Origin of the sequence: Rossellomorea vietnamensis (assembly GCF_008180415.1) — a bacterium.
In the GTDB taxonomy this organism is placed as follows: domain Bacteria; phylum Bacillota; class Bacilli; order Bacillales; family Bacillaceae_B; genus Rossellomorea; species Rossellomorea vietnamensis_C.
Window position 1 is genome coordinate 25,553 of record NZ_VTEI01000008.1, and the last position, 18,633, is coordinate 44,185.

At 44.2% G+C, this 18,633-nt stretch carries 18 protein-coding genes; 11 read left to right on the forward strand and 7 right to left on the reverse strand.

The window, feature by feature from the left end; translation table 11 throughout:
* The first annotated feature begins 134 nt into the window (after nt 1-134).
* The 3 genes from FZC78_RS15490 to FZC78_RS15500 are packed head-to-tail and all read left to right on the forward strand — an operon-like array spanning nt 135 to nt 2,471.
* Entirely contained in the window at nt 135-740 is a 606-nt protein-coding gene (locus FZC78_RS15490) for a TetR/AcrR family transcriptional regulator (protein ID WP_148940920.1), read from the forward strand.
* Between the two features lie 15 nt (nt 741-755).
* Nucleotides 756-2,036: an MFS transporter gene (locus tag FZC78_RS15495; RefSeq protein WP_148940922.1), complete on the forward strand. Its 1,281-nt coding sequence runs from the start codon at nt 756-758 to the stop codon at nt 2,034-2,036.
* A gap of 18 nt (nt 2,037-2,054) precedes the next feature.
* Complete coding sequence (locus FZC78_RS15500; protein WP_148940925.1) at nt 2,055-2,471, forward strand: NUDIX hydrolase; 417 nt, start codon at nt 2,055-2,057, stop codon at nt 2,469-2,471.
* 166 nt (nt 2,472-2,637) lie between these two features.
* On the opposite strand, the gene FZC78_RS15505 is transcribed toward FZC78_RS15500, so the two are convergent.
* Together FZC78_RS15505 and FZC78_RS15510 are read right to left on the reverse strand one after the other, a co-directional pair.
* Nucleotides 2,638-2,910, reverse strand: coding sequence for a DUF1292 domain-containing protein (locus tag FZC78_RS15505; RefSeq protein WP_148940927.1), 273 nt, complete (start codon nt 2,908-2,910; stop codon nt 2,638-2,640).
* Nucleotides 2,911-2,997: 87 nt separating this feature from the next.
* The gene (locus FZC78_RS15510; RefSeq protein WP_252183640.1) at nt 2,998-4,389 is read right to left on the reverse strand and encodes a sodium/glutamate symporter; all 1,392 of its coding nucleotides are present in this window, start codon (nt 4,387-4,389) and stop codon (nt 2,998-3,000) included.
* Nucleotides 4,390-4,577: 188 nt separating this feature from the next.
* On the opposite strand from FZC78_RS15510, the gene FZC78_RS15515 reads away from it, so the two are divergent.
* Complete coding sequence (locus FZC78_RS15515) at nt 4,578-4,862, forward strand: protein mistic (RefSeq protein WP_187444955.1); 285 nt, start codon at nt 4,578-4,580, stop codon at nt 4,860-4,862.
* 181 nt (nt 4,863-5,043) lie between these two features.
* On the opposite strand, the gene FZC78_RS15520 is transcribed toward FZC78_RS15515, so the two are convergent.
* Complete coding sequence (locus FZC78_RS15520) at nt 5,044-5,925, reverse strand: glycerophosphodiester phosphodiesterase (RefSeq protein ID WP_187444956.1); 882 nt, start codon at nt 5,923-5,925, stop codon at nt 5,044-5,046.
* A 383-nt stretch (nt 5,926-6,308) separates the two neighbouring features.
* On the opposite strand from FZC78_RS15520, the gene FZC78_RS15525 reads away from it, so the two are divergent.
* From FZC78_RS15525 to proC, 7 genes are all read left to right on the forward strand, one after another.
* Nucleotides 6,309-7,175 carry an amidase domain-containing protein gene (locus FZC78_RS15525; RefSeq protein WP_148940934.1) on the forward strand — a complete coding sequence of 289 codons (867 nt, stop codon included), beginning with the start codon at nt 6,309-6,311 and terminating at the stop codon, nt 7,173-7,175.
* Nucleotides 7,176-7,242: 67 nt separating this feature from the next.
* Nucleotides 7,243-7,716, forward strand: a complete 474-nt coding sequence (gene trmL, locus FZC78_RS15530) for a tRNA (uridine(34)/cytosine(34)/5-carboxymethylaminomethyluridine(34)-2'-O)-methyltransferase TrmL (RefSeq protein WP_148940936.1) — start codon at nt 7,243-7,245, stop codon at nt 7,714-7,716.
* Nucleotides 7,717-7,817: 101 nt separating this feature from the next.
* A complete protein-coding gene (gene nfsA / locus FZC78_RS15535; RefSeq protein ID WP_148940938.1) occupies nt 7,818-8,567 on the forward strand; it encodes an oxygen-insensitive NADPH nitroreductase in 750 nt (249 codons plus the stop codon).
* Between the two features lie 359 nt (nt 8,568-8,926).
* Nucleotides 8,927-10,822 (forward strand): PrkA family serine protein kinase, encoded by a 1,896-nt coding sequence (locus FZC78_RS15540; RefSeq protein WP_148940940.1) that lies wholly within the window; start codon nt 8,927-8,929, stop codon nt 10,820-10,822.
* A 1,416-nt stretch (nt 10,823-12,238) separates the two neighbouring features.
* Complete coding sequence (yhbH, locus tag FZC78_RS15545) at nt 12,239-13,405, forward strand: sporulation protein YhbH (RefSeq protein ID WP_148940942.1); 1,167 nt, start codon at nt 12,239-12,241, stop codon at nt 13,403-13,405.
* A 150-nt stretch (nt 13,406-13,555) separates the two neighbouring features.
* The gene (locus tag FZC78_RS15550; RefSeq protein WP_148940944.1) at nt 13,556-14,572 is read left to right on the forward strand and encodes a phosphotransferase enzyme family protein; all 1,017 of its coding nucleotides are present in this window, start codon (nt 13,556-13,558) and stop codon (nt 14,570-14,572) included.
* A 75-nt stretch (nt 14,573-14,647) separates the two neighbouring features.
* Complete coding sequence (proC, locus tag FZC78_RS15555) at nt 14,648-15,454, forward strand: pyrroline-5-carboxylate reductase (protein WP_148940946.1); 807 nt, start codon at nt 14,648-14,650, stop codon at nt 15,452-15,454.
* Between the two features lie 151 nt (nt 15,455-15,605).
* Here proC and FZC78_RS15560 read toward each other — a convergent pair whose 3' ends face one another.
* The 4 genes from FZC78_RS15560 to FZC78_RS15575 all read right to left on the reverse strand — a co-directional run bounded on the left by FZC78_RS15560 (nt 15,606) and on the right by FZC78_RS15575 (nt 18,616).
* Nucleotides 15,606-16,223: a spore coat protein gene (locus FZC78_RS15560; RefSeq protein WP_148941105.1), complete on the reverse strand. Its 618-nt coding sequence runs from the start codon at nt 16,221-16,223 to the stop codon at nt 15,606-15,608.
* Nucleotides 16,224-16,477: 254 nt separating this feature from the next.
* Nucleotides 16,478-17,143, reverse strand: coding sequence for an SIMPL domain-containing protein (locus tag FZC78_RS15565; RefSeq protein ID WP_187444957.1), 666 nt, complete (start codon nt 17,141-17,143; stop codon nt 16,478-16,480).
* A gap of 9 nt (nt 17,144-17,152) precedes the next feature.
* The gene (locus FZC78_RS15570) at nt 17,153-17,575 is read right to left on the reverse strand and encodes a transporter (protein ID WP_252183641.1); all 423 of its coding nucleotides are present in this window, start codon (nt 17,573-17,575) and stop codon (nt 17,153-17,155) included.
* A 93-nt stretch (nt 17,576-17,668) separates the two neighbouring features.
* The gene (locus tag FZC78_RS15575; protein ID WP_148940948.1) at nt 17,669-18,616 is read right to left on the reverse strand and encodes an L-lactate dehydrogenase; all 948 of its coding nucleotides are present in this window, start codon (nt 18,614-18,616) and stop codon (nt 17,669-17,671) included.
* Nucleotides 18,617-18,633: the final 17 nt, after the last annotated feature.

Genomic DNA, 18,633 nt, shown 5'->3' on the forward strand with positions numbered 1-18,633 from the left:
AACCGGCTTCTTATCTTGTAAAGAGATAGGTGGCCGGCTTTTTTTACAGTTATCGAAAGGAAATATTTACAATTTATGAACTGTATGATATATTTGATTGATCAATCAATCATTTTTTAAAAGGAGATTTAACTATGCCCGAAACTCAATCGATGAGTGAAAAGAAGAAATTGAAACGAAGCAGTATCTTAAAAGCAGCCGTCAAGCAATTCAGTGAAAATGGCTTTGCAGAAACAACCATCGCAGCCGTGGCCAAAGAGGCTGGAGTCAGCTTCGGGACGGTTTTTACATACTTTGAGACCAAACAAGCGCTGTATGAGGCAGCAATCTTGGAGCCGCTCGAAGAAATCAAACCATATTTTTCAGAGGTAAATGATCAATTTAAGGGAAGCCCCTTGGAAAAAATCAAGGAAATGATTCAATGTCATATCAATCTATTTTCTGACCGAAGCGAATTCCTGCGCTTAATTCAACAGGTACTGGGAAGCCCGGAACGCTTTCCCGCGCTTTTTGAGGAATTGGCGTCGTTTGTCAATGACTTTGTAGGCAGTGTGATTCCTGTCATTGAAGAAGGGCAGAGAGAGGGCGTTTTTTATAAAGAGTCTCCTTCGCTGATTGCCGAATCGTATTTATCGATCCTCAATGGAATGAGACTGACATTCACCGATGAGTCCACTCACTCTATATGGAATAGCCTGACTATCCAGGCGTTGCGTTTATTCGGCCCAGTGACGAAATGATGAGGAGGAAACGGAGTGAGACTGAAAGATATTCATCCCAATATTAGACTGCGTTTGATTATGCAATTTTTAGGAGGACTCGTCTCCATGGCGGTGATTCCCTTTCTGGCGATTTATTTTGCTGAAAGGATTGGTGCCGCGGTAACAGGTATCCTCCTTGTTTTGATCGTCATCTGCGGAGTTGCCGGCGGTTTTATCGGAGGCCATATCTCTGATAAGATCGGACGCAGGAAAATCATGATTTATGCCGAAATTGGCATTTTACTATCCTATCTATTGATTTCGCTGTGCAACTCTCCTTGGTTTGATCTTCCTTATGTTTCAGCTGGATTGTTCATCATCAACATGTTTTGCGGAGGGATGTTTCAGCCTGCTGCACAGGCGATGATGATAGATGTCACCGACACAGGCTCCAGAAAGTTTGTGTTCACGATCAGTTATTGGCTGGGCAACTTGGCCTCCGCGATTGGAGGGATAATCGGAGCGTTCCTTTTTAAAGACTATTTATTCCAGCTATTCATAGGAGTATCGGCGATTTCCCTGCTTTCAGTCCTTGTCACAGTTTTCCTCATCTCAGAGACCTACACACCTGCCTCTTCATCAGAACCTGCCAAAAATACTGCCCCTGCATCAATGTTTCGGGATTATGCCGCTGTGATGAAAGATAAACTGTTCATGTTTTATATTATTGGAGCGGTACTGATTCTGTCTTTAGAGGAATCCCTCACGAACTACGTGGGAATCCGGCTGGAAAGGGATATTCCTGAACAATCGGTTTCCCTGCTGAACTTTGATTTTATAATTGATGGAACAAAAATGCTTGGTTTTCTGCGGACGGAAAGTACTTTACTAGTCGTCCTCCTGTCGGCTGTCGTATTAGTTTTGACGAAGAAATGGAAAGACCGCTGGACACTTGTAACTGGTATGTTTATTTTTTGCGTTTGCTACAGCACCTTTGCTTTCACCAATAACATAATGTTCTTGTTCATAGCGATGTTTATCGGCACCATCGGGGAACTGATGTATGTTCCCATAAAGCAGGCCATGATAGGGGATCTTGCTCCTTCTCATGCAAGAAGCACCTACATGGCGTGCTACAGCATGACTTTTTACGGAGCCACCATTGTCGCCTCGCTTTTAATCATAGCAGGGGAATGGATTCCGCCCGTATCCATGGGAATCCTGCTGCTTTCACTGGGGCTCTCCGGCACTGCCCTCTATGCTGTTATCATGAAAAAACTTCATATAAAAGAAGCCGAGAGTGAGCCTGACACAAAAGAAGCGGTATCATCTTAATAGGAAGGAGTGTTGCTTATGAAAAGAGAAGATGTTGTGTATGCACTGGTTTTTGATGAGCTCGAAAAAAGGGTGCTCATGGTCAAGAATGCCGGGTCAGTATGGACGCTTCCAGGAGGTGCTGTTGAAACAGGGGAAACCCTTGAAGAGGCAGTGATCCGCGAGGTAAAGGAAGAAACCAATCTAACAGTGGAAGTGGAAGAACTTCTTGCTGTGAATGAAGCATTTTTCTTGAAGAAAGAGGTTCATCCCCTGTTTTTTACTTTTAAAACAAGAGTGTTGGAAGGTGAGATTTCTATTTTGGATCAAGAAGAAATAGAGGCCATTTCATGGGTCGATATTAAAACGGCAGATGAGAGGATGCCTTATCATCGCGGTGGAGTGCTAGGCCTTTTGAATGGGGAGCTGAGTTATACCTATCAGGGGAAGAGTTAGTTCTAACAGAAGGGCCGGTGCTAATGAGTCGTAAATGACTTAGGACTTTGAATTCAAAATGGCCTTAAAAGGTCAGGATGGATTAAAGCGAAAGTGGTGCGGCCTCCTTAGTACCTTGGTCCAAAGGAGGCCGCACACCTGGAGCAGAATTTACAGTACGGTCTGTTTATTGCCTGTCCACTTCCAAATCTTCCGTTCCTGCCACTGCCACTTGGTACGCATCCAGGATGGAATCAACATCTTCCTCATTTTTGATGCTGACGAGATATTGATCGTCTCCTTCTTCCTCCACCTTCATAACAATTGTGTGATTGGAATGATCAGATTTCAACATTGCGTATGAGCGGCCTTTCATTTCAAATAAAGCTTCTACTGTATAGTCTTCACGCTGTCCGTTTTCATCTTCAACCGTCACCATATCTCTATACACATCGTGCATAAAACATCCCCCATTTTAAAAAGTAGTCGTGACTATCATTTCCTTGCACTACATGGTTCATGTTGAGATATTCTTCCATAGAGGTTATTATTTTCTACCAAAGTGAAGCAGTCCGATCAGAAGCCATACGACAAATAAGACGGATGTAAGAATGAGCATCGGTACTGCTCCAAACTGCACGATTAAAGGCAGGGAAGCAGCCGTAAATAATCCGCCGCCCATCACTGGCTCGAATAGTAACTGTTTGTAGCCAAAGCTGTCAAAGGCTGGTGTTTTTCGTTCAGGGTCAACAATCTGCAGAAGAAGCAGCCCTGTTGGAGTCATCCCCATTGATTGTCCAAAATCAACAATTCCACGTTCAAACCAATGATCAGGCATCATTCTTGGTGCTAAAAACAGTAAAGCCAGGACATTCCAGAGAATCCCTGCCGCAGCAAGAATCAGGAACGGCAGAAGGTTATTGCCAATGACTGTTAGGGAAAGGGACGCCACGGATGCCGTGATGAGCAAATCCAGGGACAGTCCCTGAATGCGTTTTACGAGATCTCTATTTATGATGTTGTATTTAAAAAGTCTCCTGGATAAAAGCTGCACCACGACACCGCCTGCCATAGCCAGCGGAAAGAGGGGGACATATTCAAAGATATACACATCGAACATAGCGCCCCAAGTTAGTTTTTCGAGTTCAACAAAGGCCCATTGCACTAGCAATCCGATACCGATTGCTGCACCAATATGAGCAACATGAATGGTGAGTGATTCGATCGATTGCTGCCGGGTGGTCAAGTTTCCAGCGGATACCCCCTCCTCTGTAAAGATGCCTTTCTTTTCCGATTGAGAAAGCTCGGAAGGTTTCTCAGCCTGCTTCGTCTTATTCTTTCGGATTCCCCAGTTGACTATGATCATCCCGGCAATGACTGCCGACAGAATTCCAATTGTCGCCAATCCCAAGGCAAGGTCCGCACCATCTTCAAAATTCAAGGATTCAAAAGTGCTGGATAATCCGGCTGCAGTTCCCGGTCCTCCCTGAAAGCTGATTTCTATCAGTGCTCCAGCTGCGGGAGGCAGATCGAAGAAGGTTGATAAAACAAACAACGCCAGCAATAGCCCAATGACATATTGCCCCCAACCGACTGTCAGTCCGTACGATAACTGAGGGCCGGCCTGCTTCCATATTGACTTTGGACCTGGGAGGGATTTGCCCAGGAATAAGGCAGCAAAAATAATCGTAATCAAGATTTCCGGCATGAGTCCGAATGTTTCCATGATTCCTTCTGTAAAAAGACCGGAATCAAAAGTTTCACCAGGAACTATTTTACCAAGCACCTGAGGGCCTGCTGCCAAACCGAGAAGCCCGGCGATGATGGAAGTGGGTATAAAGTATCTTTGAAATAAAGGAGTTACAATTCTTACCCACTTGCTTATGAGTAAAAGCGCACTGAGAGCGACTAGAGTGAGGATGAATGAAGGTGTATCCAATAATGTATGCCTCCTTAAGATTATGTCCATGTAAGTATGTAAGCCTTGATTGGCTGAAAGTCATCTATGTACACTCAGAAAAGCCAATCCTTTTATACTTCATTCCACCTGAGTCAAATTCAAAAGAATAAAAAATTTCCTTCTTACCTGGACATACTAAAAGAAATCGACCAAAGGAGCTGATACAAGTGAAAGTGGATGATAAGGAAAGAAATCAGCTCAGCCAGGCCATCGACCAATTGTCTGAGGGATTGGACGCCTTTATCGAGCTGTATAATGAATCGGTGGAAGACAAGCCCCTGCTGCAACTGACAGAAGACAATGAAGGATTATTGAGTAAAGCCATCATCAAGTTCGGCGGCGAAGAAGTGAATGGGAAAGTAAACAAAGTGATCGCTGAACTGCTTGAGTGGCTGCCTCTTGATGACGTAGAGACAGAAGAGGAAGAGACTGGGGATGCTGGCGAGGAATAGATTGCTGGAAAAAAACCTCTCATCGCCTCTGCCAAATGGTGTAGTCTTAAGGCGCAGATCACTGAGCACCAGGCTAAAGCCTCCTGATTTAAATTGAGGGGGAATTTGCATAAAGAGTGAACATTAACTCTTACAGCACATGCTCACAAAGATGCTGAAGGAGTGGTACAAGAAAACTGAGTCATCTTTTTAGAACAAGCATAACGATAAAGGTAATAGCACTAATGAGAAAGGAAATCCTCTGGTGTACTTCGTTGGAATAGTGGTATTCCTTGACTGGATAGTTGGTGATGATGCCATTTACATTGAGATTGCGCAGTGTCCGAGCGGTCCCTGGATCTGAAACCGTCCAAGAAAAGACATTCAGGTTTCGTTCCTTTGCCTGCCGCATAAATCCTGCATCAACCAACGTAGATTGAGGGATTATGAAAGAAGCAAAGCCATCAACCGCCAGCATGTCTTCTTCGGAAGAGTACTCTGATGCCGATACAATCAGGCCGGTCGGTACAGCGGGGAGCAATTGATGAAATTCCTGAATGGATTGCTTATCAAAAGACTGTACGATTATGTTAGGAGGGGGGGCACTTGAGGATATCCGGCTTGATAAGGTTTTCGCCAACTCTTCTTCCATATCAGGATAAATGGAAGGATGTTTAAGTTCAATCAGAATACCAGTCCTGCCGCTGTACCGGTCAAGTATGCTTTCAAGCGAGGGGACTCTTTCTCCCTTGAACCATGGGCCGAACCAGCTGCCCGCATCCAGCGAGGCTAATTCAGAAAAGGTAAGATTTTTCACTCTCCCGGTTCCGTTCGTTGTCCGATCCACAGTCACATCATGCATGGCAACCAGTTTGCCATCCTTCGTCATTTGAATATCCACTTCTATATAATCTGCTCCAAGACTGACCGCGGCATCAAAGGCAGAAAGAGTATTTTCAGGCGCTAAAGCCGAAGCACCTCTGTGGGCAACAATCAATGTCCTTCCGGTTTTCTCAGCGGCTGAAAACTGGGCCATTCCGTTAAGAAAACAGAACAAAGAGAAACTGAGAAACAATGAGAGCAATATTTTGATAACGCTTCCTCCTTCCCTTATTTTCAAACCCTATATAACTAAAATATGCAAAATTGGGACGGATGGTCAGGGGGTGATACCCATTTTTTCTTGCAATTTCAATGTGTGACACCTATTTTTGAGCGGGGTTCAAAAAGCGGGATATGAGCCCGGCTCAATCCAATCATGATAAAAGGCTCTTTTCTAGAGGATTGCTGCTTTTGGATGCTATTTTATCCACCACCATCTTTTACTTAGAAGGATTGGAGCGGAAATCCTATACTCTTAAAACAATACAATCTTTGCAAAAGCATCTTTTTAAAAAGCTTTCCCCCATTATTAGTTTTGCCTGCCTTCCTTCTGTCATAGAAATATCTAGAGAGGGAGGCGGGGAAATGAGAAAGCAACTGAAGACAGTGCTGGAGCAGAGAATCTTAAAGTTTTTTGACGGCGACGGTTCTGAAAAGATTCAGAGAAAGAATGAGTTATTAAGAGACAGGCAAGGCGAGATTGTGAAGGTTGAAGGAATAGGGAAAGTTGAAACGATTGCTGAAGTTGAAAATGGAAGCCGTGTGGACTATACGGTTCACCTGAAATATCTGATCAAACAAAAAGGGTTCCTTCATATTGAAGAGGAAATAGAGGCGAGAGAGGCTTTTTTTTATGGAGAAGAGCTGGTGAGTGACGATGAGCTTCCGGTTAATTACAGCCAGCAGGTGACACCCGCTATTAATCTGCGCGAACTGGAAGACGAGGAGAGTGAACGGTTGTCGTATAACTACGACCGGTTGAAGGCCGTTCAATATGCAGAGAAGTGGTGGAACAGCTATAATCCTGCTTATAAAAAATTTGAAGTCGACTGTACCAATTTTATCTCGCAGTGCCTTCATGCCGGCAACGCACCCATGAGGGGATACCCGAGCCGCGGCAAAGGCTGGTGGATGAGAAATAACAATTGGAGTTTCAGCTGGTCAGTAGCCCATGCCCTTCGAATGTATCTGCCATCTTCCAATGCAGGATTGAAAGCCAGGGAAGTGAGCAGTCCGGATGAGCTGAAGCTTGGGGATGTTATCTGCTATGACTTCGAGGGAGACGGCAGGTACAATCACAACACCATCGTGACGTCCAAAGATGCCTTTGGGCTGCCGCTTGTCAACGCCCATACCACGAATAGCAGGCTCAGGTACTGGAACTATGAGGACTCGACTGCCTACACGCCCAACATCAAATACAAATTCTTCACAATTGAGGATAATGCCTAGAGTGTTGTTCTCAGAAAAAAAACAGTGGTATAATGTCACATAGAGTTTATTAACGAGGTGACGAATAGTGGGTATACATGTAGTACTTTATCAACCAGAGATTCCGGCTAACACAGGCAATATTGCCCGAACATGTGCAGCGACAGACACGACCCTGCATTTGATCAGGCCATTGGGCTTTTCAACAGATGACAAAATGCTGAAGAGGGCAGGTCTTGATTATTGGCAGTTTGTAGAGATTGTTTATTATGATTCCATTGAGGAATTTTTTGAAAAGAATGCGGGCGGAGAGTTCTTCTATCTTACAAAGTACGGGACGAACGTTCACTCCGGCTATGATTATACCGGCAAGGATAAGGATTATTTCTTCATCTTTGGAAGAGAAACGACCGGGCTGCCGGATGATATCATCGAGAACAACAAGGACCGCTGCCTGAGAATTCCGATGAATGATAACGTCCGTTCCTTGAATCTTTCTAATACCGCTGCGATTCTTATATATGAAGCGCTGCGCCAGCAGGATTATCTCCATTTGAAATAGGATTTTTTACAAGGACCGGTTTTCCGGTTCTTTTTATTTGTATAGAAAAAAGGGGAAGCTTAACATAGAGGATATAAAAGATGTCATGGAGGTCGAAATGAATGAATTCAACTATCGAAACAATTTTATCTCATAAGTCTGTCCGAAAGTTCAAGGATGAAAAACTGTCAAGGGAGCAGGTGGAAACCCTGGTAAGAAGCGCTCAGGCAGCCTCTACTTCCAGCATGATCCAGGCGTATACCATCATGGGTGTTACGGATTCTGCGAAGAAAGCTGAACTTGCCGCCATTGCCGGCAATCAAAGCTATGTGGAAAAGAACGGGCACTTCTTTGTATTCTGTGCGGACCTTTACCGTCATGAGGTCATCGGGGAAAAAGAAGGTGCGGAAGTAGCACAGTCGCTAGAAAGCACAGAGAAGTTTATGGTGGCGCTGATTGATGCTGCTCTTGCTGCACAAAATGCAAGTGTTGCTGCTGAATCAATGGGATTAGGGATTTGCTACATCGGCGGAATCCGAAATGACCTTGGTGCTGTCTCTGAAGTCCTTGATATCCCGGACAGAGTCATTCCTTTATTCGGCCTGGCAGTGGGTGTTCCTGATGAAGATAACGATCTTAAGCCAAGAAGGCCGCTGTCTCATGTGTATCATGAAAATACGTATCGTTCTGACAAGGAATCGGTGGCAAAAGAGCTGGAAGAGTATGATGAAACGGTGGCCAGCTATTACCATAAACGAACGAATGGACAGAGAGTCGATACCTGGTCAGCGCAGATGGCCAGAATGCTTTCAGCTAAGAAGCGTATGTATATGAAAGAGTTTGTCGAGAAGAAGAAATATGATTTGAAGTAAATACATCTGAAAAAACCCCTTGCCGAGTGACGGCATGGGGTTTTTTAATCAGTCTTTGTTCGTGCCAGGCTTGTTATTGTAGCCGGCTGTAAAGATCGCTGAAAGGAATGTGGCAGTAACGCCTAAGATTATAATTGTACCCATATCTATGTAATCCTCCTCAATAATTGATTCGAAGTCAATCCTTCTCTTAGTATAGCCTATTTCCCTGCTGATGTGAATGTTAAGCCTGATATTTTTCTTCTAGATTATGACAACATTTCAAACACGAGTCCCATTTTTCTTTAATTAGCATGATTGTCTCTTGGCGGGCATAGAGTATAATAATCGCTCTCAACAAGTGACAGGGGAGGTCCTTTATGGATATTTTAAAAAAGATTGAAGGCTATCGTGTAGAAGAAGAAAAGTTAAAATGGGAAGGCACATTTGCTGATTACCTGAACATTATCAAGGAAAGACCAATTGTAGCTCAGTCAGCACATTCACGTGTGTTCAATATGATTAAAGATGCAGGGGTAGAAGAAGTTAATGGTGTTAGGAAGTATAAATTTTTCAGTGGTCAGCTGTTTGGACTGGAAGAGGCTTTAGAGCGTCTGGTGGAAGAGTATTTCCATCCAGCTGCTAAACGCCTGGATGTCCGGAAGAGAATTCTTCTGCTGATGGGTCCGGTCAGCGGGGGGAAATCTACGTTAGTGTCAATGCTGAAAAGGGGAATCGAGGCGTATTCGCGGACAGACAATGGTGCGGTTTATGCAATTAAAGGCTGCCCTATGCATGAAGATCCACTGCATTTGATCCCGCAGCATTTGCGGGCTGACTTTTATGAAGAGTATGGCATTAGAATCGAAGGCAACCTATCACCGTTAAATACGATGAGAGTTGAAAAAGAGTACAGCGGAAGAATGGAAGACGTTCTTGTGGAAAGGGTCTTCTTCTCTGAAGACAAAAGGGTCGGTGTCGGTACGTTCAGCCCGTCAGATCCTAAGTCACAGGACATTGCCGACCTGACAGGCAGCATTGACTTTTCCACCATCGCCGAATATGGGTCGGAATCTGATCCGCGCGCCTATCGATTCGATGGCGAGCTGAATAAAGCAAACCGCGGACTGATGGAGTTCCAGGAGATGCTGAAGTGCGATGAAAAGTTTCTGTGGCACTTACTGTCTTTGACGCAGGAAGGCAATTTTAAAGCAGGAAGGTTTGCGCTCATTTCCGCAGATGAATTAGTTGTGGCCCATACAAATGAGACCGAGTACAGATCATTCATTTCCAACAAGAAAAATGAGGCCCTGCACTCCAGGATTATCGTCATGCCGGTTCCATACAATTTGAAAGTCACCCAGGAAGAAAGAATCTATGACAAAATGATCCGGGAAAGTGATGTGTCGGATTTCCACATTGCCCCGCATACATTGAGAGTAGCTGCGATGTTTACGATCTTGACACGTTTAAAAGAACCGAAGCGCGGAGACATCGATCTGATTAAAAAGATGAGATTATATGATGGAGAAAATGTGGAAGGATTCAACTCTGCGGATTTAGAAGAAATGAAAAAAGAGTATCAGGATGAAGGAATGAGCGGAATCGATCCCCGCTACGTCATCAACAGGATTTCGTCCACCATCATCAGGAAAGATATGTCGTCCATTAACGCACTGGATGTTCTTCGTTCCCTGAAAGAAGGACTGGATCAGCATCCTTCCATTACACAGGAACTGAGGGAGAAGTATCTGAACTTCATTTCTGTTGCCCGAAAAGAATATGACGATATTGCCAAGAAAGAAGTCCAAAAGGCATTCGTGTACTCTTATGAGGAATCCGCGAAAACACTTATGGACAATTATCTTGATAATGTAGAAGCCTACTGCAATAAAGCGAAGCTGCGCGATCCATTGACCGGGGAGGAAATCAATCCGGATGAAAAGCTCATGCGCTCCATTGAAGAGCAAATCGGCATTTCTGAAAATGCGAAGAAAGCATTCCGTGAAGAAATTCTCATACGTATCTCCGCATATGCCCGCAAAGGTAAAAGATTTGATTATAACTCTCATGACCGCTTGAGAGAAGCAATTCAAAAGAAACTGTTTGCCGACCTGAAAGACGTCGTCAAAATCACGACATCTTCCAAAACGCCGGATGAGCAGCAGCTGAAGAAGGTTAATGAAGTCGTTGCACGGTTGATAGATGAGCATGGTTATAATTCCACTTCAGCCAATGATCTATTGAAATATGTAGGAAGCTTATTGAACCGTTAATTTCAGAGCTGGCAGCCTTTCTTTGGGGCTGCCGGCTTTCTGTTTATTATGAAGGCTGTGATGTGGGGAATAGAGAGAGGAGTTTAATAAAAAGGTCATCAAGAGGATTCTAGCTGCCCTAAGCGAGAGGGGTTTGGAGAAAAAGGTCATCAACAAGGGGGCTAGCTGCCCAAAGCCAGAGGGGTTTAGTGAAAAAGGTAACCAAGAAGGGATCTAGCTGCCCAAACTGTCAAGGTTTTGGTGAAAGGGGTAACCAAGAAAGGGGCTAGCTGCCCAAACTGTCAAGGTTTTGGTGAAAGGGGTAACCAAGAAGGGATCTAGCTGCCCAAAGCCAGAGGGTTTTAGTGAAAAGGTAACCAAGAAGGGGTCTAGCTGCCCAAAGCCAGAGGGTTTTAGTGAAAAAGGTAACCAAGAAGAGTTCTAGGTGCCCAAAGCCAGAGGGTTTTAGTGAAAAAGGTAACCAAGAAGGCGGCTAGGTGCCCAAACTGCCAGGGTTTTAGTGAAAAAGGTAACCAAGAAGGGTTTTAGGTGCCCATAGTGCCAGGGTATTGATGAAAAAGGTAACCAAGAAGGGGGCTAGCTGCCCAAACTGTCAAGGTTTTGGTGAAAAAGGTAACCAAGAAGGGTTCTAGCTGCCCAAAGCCAGAGGGTTTTAGTGAAAAAGGTAACCAAGAAGGCGGCTAGGTGCCCAAACTGCCAGGGTTTTAGTGAAAAAGGTAACCAAGAAGGGTTTTAGGTGCCCATAGTGCCAGGGTATTGATGAAAAAGGTAACCAAGAAGGGATCTAGCTGCCTATAATGACAGGATCTTAGTGAAAAAGGGCATCAAGAAGAGTTCTAGCTGCCCAAAGTGCCAGGGTTTTGGTGAAAAAGGTAACCAAGAAGGGTTCTAGCTGCCCAAAGTGCCAGGGTATTGATGAAAAGGTAACCAAGAAGGGGGCTAGCTGCCCAAAGTGCCAGGGTATTGATGAAAAAGGTAACCAAGAAGGGGGCTAGCTGCCCAAAGTGCCAGGGTTTTGGTGAAAGGGGTAACCAAGAAGGGTTCTAGCTGCCCAAAGTGTCAGAGTATTGATTAAAAAGGTAACCAAGAAGGGATCTGCTGCCCAAGGTCGCTGAAGACTTTATTGTTTAGATGACGCCAGCGCCCAATTTTTACTTTCGGAGGTTTTTACTCATAAGCAGCCAATCCCTTTAATACTTATTTATACACAGCTGATTACCCGGAAAAAGCAGGCTTGTCTATTTTATAGGTGAGTGTACAATTGTCGAAATTATTTGTAAATTTATCGGCGCTTCTGCATAGTATAGAGTAATCAGCAATAGTTTTTAACTCTGTTGCTTTTCTAATTTTGGCACTCAAGACAGTATATGCAACTTTTTGTATCTTTGTGAAAAATCTAATAAGGAGGGGAATAGAATGAGTCAAATGGATAAACATCAGTTTGTGATTTCGAAGGAAGACTGGTCCCTCCACCGCAAAGGCTATGATGATCAACAAAGACACCAGGAAAAAGTTCAAGATGCGATAAGAAATAATCTCCCCGATTTAATCTCTGAAGAAAACATTATCATGTCAAATGGCCAAGACGTAGTAAAGATTCCGATCCGCTCACTTGATGAGTACAAAATTCGTTATAATCATGATAAGAATAAACATGTGGGCCAGGGACAGGGAGACAGTCAGGTTGGAGATGTGGTAGCTAGAGACGGCTCACAGCAAAAAGGTCCTGGTAAAGGCCAAGGTGCAGGGGATCAGGCTGGAGAAGATTACTATGAAGCGGAAGTATCAATGATGGAAATCGAAGAGGCGCTGTTCAGCCAATTGGAACTGCCCAACTTGAAGAAAAAAGAACAAGACGTCCAAACGGTGGAGAATATAGAATTCAATGATATCCGTAAAACTGGATTAATGGGCAATATTGATAAAAAGAAAACCATGATGACAGCATTCAAAAGAAATGCTATAAGCGGAAAACCAAGCTTTCACCCGATTTATCAGGAAGATTTGAAATTCAGGACATGGAACGAAGTGCTGAAGCCTGAGTCAAAAGCCGTCGTGCTGGCGATGATGGATACGAGCGGAAGTATGGGAGTATGGGAGAAGTATATGGCCAGGAGCTTCTTCTTCTGGATGACACGCTTCCTCAGAACGAAGTATGAGACAGTGGAGATTGAGTTCATTGCTCATCATACGGAGGCAAAGGTGGTAACGGAAGAGCATTTCTTTTCAAGAGGAGAAAGCGGGGGAACGATTTGTTCATCTGCATACCGAAAAGCATTGGAGCTAATTGAAACGAAATACCAGCCTTCGCAATACAATATTTATCCGTTCCACTTCTCGGATGGCGACAATTTAACTTCAGATAATGTCCGGTGTGTAAAGCTTGTCGAAGAACTGATGAAAGTCTCGAACATGTTCGGCTACGGAGAGGTCAACCAGTATAACCGCCATTCCACTTTGATGAGCGCATATAAGAACATCAAGGATGAACAATTCCGATACTTCATACTGAAACAAAAGGCAGACGTTTTCCACGCTATGAAAAGCTTTTTCAAACAAGAAGAAAACAAAATGTACGCCTGAAAAGACAGGGAAACCTGTCTTTTTCACTGTGTTGTTTTAACACTTTTACCCGCTAAAATGGACAGTCCCTCTCAGCGCAATAAAGTATTACAGAGGATTCCGCCTACGGGTGCCGAATAGTATAGACATATTAGAAATGGGGGTATACAAATGGAAAAGTGGGTTGAGGACCTCTTTAATGAAGGAATTCTAAAGAAAGCAGCCGATTTTTACGGTGCGGAGGTTACAAAAGCGAAAAAACTTGGAGATTTCGAGAATTACGTATATGAAGTACATAGAGAAGGAATACCCTATATTCTTAGGCTGACACACAGCTCCCACAGAAACAGGGCTGGAGTGGAGGCAGAATTGGAATATGTGAATTACCTTAATGCACAAGGTGTGAATGTCTCTTTGGTCAGTCATTCCTTAGCCGGAAATCTGGTGGAGGAAATTCCAGCGGGAGATACATTTTTCTTTGTTTGCTTATTTGATAAAGCCCCTGGGGAGCCGGTCAGGGTCCAATCAGACTTATTTTCACCTCCGCTTTTCAAAGAATGGGGAAGAACGATTGGAAAGATGAACAAGGCGGCAAAAGGATTCTCTGAAGGGAGAGCTCACCGGGAACACTGGTACGAAGATGACCTTTTAAAGAATATGAGTACTTACCTGTCCGAAGAGGATACAGCAATTATAAAAGAAGGAGAAGAATTAATTGAAAAACTTCATTCCTTCTCGACAGGCAGGGGGGAATATGGACTGGTTCATTCTGATATTCATTCTGGAAACTTCTTCCTTCATGAAGGAGAGATTCATGTTTTTGATTTTGATGACTGTTCTTACCACTGGTATGCCAGTGATATCGCCATCCCTCTTTTCTACGCGGTATGGGCTAAGATGCCAGGGAAGGAGCTTGAAGAACGCTCCCGCTTTGGTGAAGAGTTTCTGAAAAGCTTTTTGTCCGGCTACTTCGAAGAAAATACTCTTGATGAGGAATGGATCAAGCGGATCCCATTATTTTTAAGGCTCAGGGATATCGTTCTTTACACTGTTTTTCATAAAAAGTTCGATATGAGCAGCTTATCAGAAAGAGAAGCAGGGGTTGTTGCAGGCATAAAGAAAAGGCTGGTGAACAATGAATTGATAGTGGAACTCGATTACGAGAGTATTCTTAGCAAAGTGAAATAGCGCAATTCCTTGAAAACCAACTTCCGTTATAATACTGTAACAGTAAGCAATTATACGATACAGGATGTGAATAGGATGGAAAAAAAGATAGGTTTCATAGGAAGCGGGAATATGGCAAAGGCCATTTTAGGCGGTCTGCTGTCTTCAGGGATTGCTTCTGCGGAAAATGTTACAGCAAGCGCTTTAACAGAAAAAACGATCAGCGAAATCAATAAGGAGTTCCATATAAAAACGACAAAGGATAATGTGGCCGTCGCTCAATCCTCCGACTACCTTTTTCTTGCGGTTAAACCCGATCAATATAAGGCAGTTATTGAAGAAGTGAGAGGCGCACTAAAAGAGAAGGCTATAGTCATTACGATTGCTGCTGGTGTCACATTGCGTTCCTTGGGAGAACAGCTCGGCCAAGAAGTGAAAATTGTTCGGACGATGCCAAATACACCTTCCTTGGTAGGAGAAGGAATGAGCGCCCTTTGCCCAAATGAATACGTGACACCTGATGAACTGGCAGAAGTAGTCGAGCTGTTTTCAAGCTTCGGGCGTGCAGAGGTGCTGGAGGAGCACTTAATGGATGCGGTACCTGCCGTCAGCGGATCATCGCCGGCTTACGTATTCATGTTCATTGAGGCTCTTGCTGATGGTGCGGTCAAGCAGGGGATTGCACGGGAAAAAGCCTATAAGATGGCTGCCCAGGCTGTTCTTGGTGCTGCGAAAATGGTACTCGAAACCGAAACCCACCCAGGAGCTTTGAAAGATGCCGTTTGTTCTCCCGGAGGTGCAACGATCGAAGCCGTCAGCACTCTTGAAAAAACAGGATTCCGTGCTTCTGTCCTGTCGGCTATGGAAAGCTGTTATAAAAAATCGGCCAATATGATTGATTAATTAATGTTCTAACCTTTGCGGCTCTCCCCGTTTTGAGTGAAAAACCTCTGGGGGGAAGTAGCCTTTGAATTTTTTAGAAATCGACAATGTATTTGAAAACAGCCTAATGAAAAAAAGAGGGATTTCCTATTTTAAGGAAATCCCTTTTTACTTATTGAAGCTTATTATTTTGTGTCATAGGAGCCCCTGTTGAAGGAGCAAATCCTTGAAGCATCTGCTGCATATCCTGCTGCTGAAGACGCGGCACCTGATAATACTTATGCTTGTTTTGGTATAAAAAGATCTCATAGCTCATCTCGATGAAGTTAGGCACACTGTCTGCATAAACCCTGCGAAGAACAGGGTTGGTCACTTCTAAAGCCGTCATCGTAAGAAGAGAGGCTGTTGACTTGGTCAAACCAAGCATCTGGCCGGATATCTTCATATCATTGATTTCTGGAAGACTTTCCGCAGGTTTTCTTGGCTGCGAAGGAGTAAGTCCATAAGTGACAGTGTTATTTTCAATCATTTTATATTGCTGTGTCGGCTGAGATGGGTCCTTTCCTGTGGAAAAGGCTTCAACTGCGCAATTGTAAGTTTGTTCAATAAAACTGCGCTGCTGTGTAAGAATTGTATTGAGCTCAGGGTCAGTGATATATTGCTGAAACATCAAATACTGATCCAGTACATCCACCATTGTTGATAAATTTTCATGAGCATCAAATACTTCATGGCCGCCGTGATTTGCTTGCGGCTGTCCTGTTGGTGAAGGCTGAATAGGCATAGACATTGGCTGCTGCTGTGCTTGATTGTTTATCTGCAAACTGATAACCCCCCTGAATTCATATGTCCTCTTGGGACTTCTTTATTTTGTTCAAATTCAATATCATTATGTAGTAAAGCTTTAGAGGAAAAATTGACATGAATAATGGGTTTCAGAAGAAAAAAACACCATCAAAGGTGTTTTTTCTTCTATACCCATTATTGAAGACGGAGCAGCAGGAGATTTTAACTAGTGGAAAATGACAATCCACTCACCCGGGATTACGGCATCAACTTATATTTCACCGTCAACCGGGCTGTAATCCCAATCTCCCCTGGCTGGACGGGTGCTGTACTTTCGGCAGCCAGGACAAATGCTTTTCCGGGAGCTGGAATCATCGGAATACTGGTATCTTCGTTGATTTCCAGCGGGGCAGGACTTAGTGTCATCCCTGAAGATGCTGCAAGGACTTGGGCCTTTTCAAACGCATCCGCATAAGCTTCCGTCAATGCCTGTTGATAAAAGATCCCAGGTTCCGCTATAGCGAATTGGACTCTTTCTATAATGTTAGCCCCGCTTTGGACAGCGTCATCAATGATTTCACCAATTTTTTCAATGTTTCGGATGTTAACTGAAAAAACCTGCCTTACTTCATATCCTTTGAATAGCTGCTTTCCATCCTGATAATCATACTGTGGATAAATCTGATAAGTGGATGTTTGGATATCCTTTTCAGCGATTTCATTCTGCTTGAAGGAATTTAAGATGGCCGAGCTTATCTCTGTATTCATTCTTTGTGCTTCTGTTAATTCCTTATCACTGGTTACTGCTCCAATTTGGGCAACCGCCATATCAGGCCGGGCATCTATTGTTTGTTCGCCTGTGACGGTCACGGTTCTGCTGCTCTTCTTTTCCGTTACATTCCTGTAGGGCTGCTGATAGTACATGCCCATCACCTAAAAACACTGGAAGGAACGGACTCTCCGCAGGTCAGTTCCATAGAACACCCATCTGAAACCGGTCCATCTAAACCCTGAAATCGACTGGCGCCCGATGAAAGTTGGGTAGAACCAGAAGGACTGGCCGCTGGTAAGCCAAAGGTATGTGTAACGGAACAAGCATCCGCGGATGGCTCCGGGATCGACTGCAAAAGCACTTGGTCCCTGTCCTCCTGTGCTGAGTGTCTGTGCTGTGGCCTGTGTCGGAGTAAAGGAAGGCGGAGGTCCAGCCGGAGCCTGCTGCCCCTGGCCCATCCCTTGCTGACCGGGAGGATATCCTGGAAAGCCCTGCCCTTGGCCGCTTGGAGGAAAAGAAGGAAATCCGGGTCCGCCTTGTCCGGGGGGAAACCCGGGAAATTGCATTTGCCGATAATCAAACATAGATAATACCCCTCTCAAATATAGTCACTTTCACTATATGCAGAGGGGCATTCGCCTGTGCCAGGGGCTGTAATGGTAAGTTAGATTCAATCTTTATTGCTGAAAAGCTGTCTGGATTACATTTTTCAAGGTAGTGGCAGAGTTGTCAAACTGTTCCTTTTCCTTCTCATTCAAAGGCATTTCGATCACTTTTTTAATGCCGTCACGGTTAATAATCGCCGGTACTCCGATATAAAGGTCATCCATGCCGAATTCTCCTTCCAACAGAGCAGAAACGGTCAGGATACTGTTTTCGTTATTGAAAATGGCTTTCGTGATTCTCACCAGCCCCATTGCAATTCCATAATAGGTGGCACCTTTTCTTTCAATAATGTGATAGGCAGCGTCACGCACATTGACAAAAATCTCTTCCAGTTCTTTTTGGGTTTGAGGTGCATCCATATCAATCATCTCCCGTAAAGGACTCGCTCCGATGGTTGCATGGCTCCAAACAGGAAATTCAGTATCTCCGTGTTCACCCATGATATAGGCATGGACGTTTCGGGCATCAATGTCAAAATGATCGCTGAGAAGATAACGCAGGCGGGCAGTGTCAAGAATGGTGCCAGAACCGATTACTCTTTCCTTCGGCAGCCCGGAGAACTTCCATGTCGCATAGGTCAATATGTCAACCGGATTGGTTGCTACCAGGAATATGCCATCGAATCCGCTTTTCATTACTTCTCCAACTATGCTTTTGAAAATCTTTATATTTTTTTCAACAAGGTCTAATCGGGTTTCGCCAGGAGCTTGATTGGCACCAGCAGTTATGACAACAAGGTCGGCATCGCTGCAGTCACTGTAGTCGCCGGCCCAAATTTTCAATGGAGAAGAAAAGGGAAGGCCGTGGTTGAGATCGCGTGCATCTCCTTCTGCTTTTTCTTTATTCAAGTCAATTAATACAAGTTCACGGGCAGCGCCTTGATTCAATAATGCAAAGGCATAACTTGATCCAACGAATCCAGTTCCAATTAAAGCAACTTTACTTTTGAAATTTGCCAATGTAATCACCCTTGTTT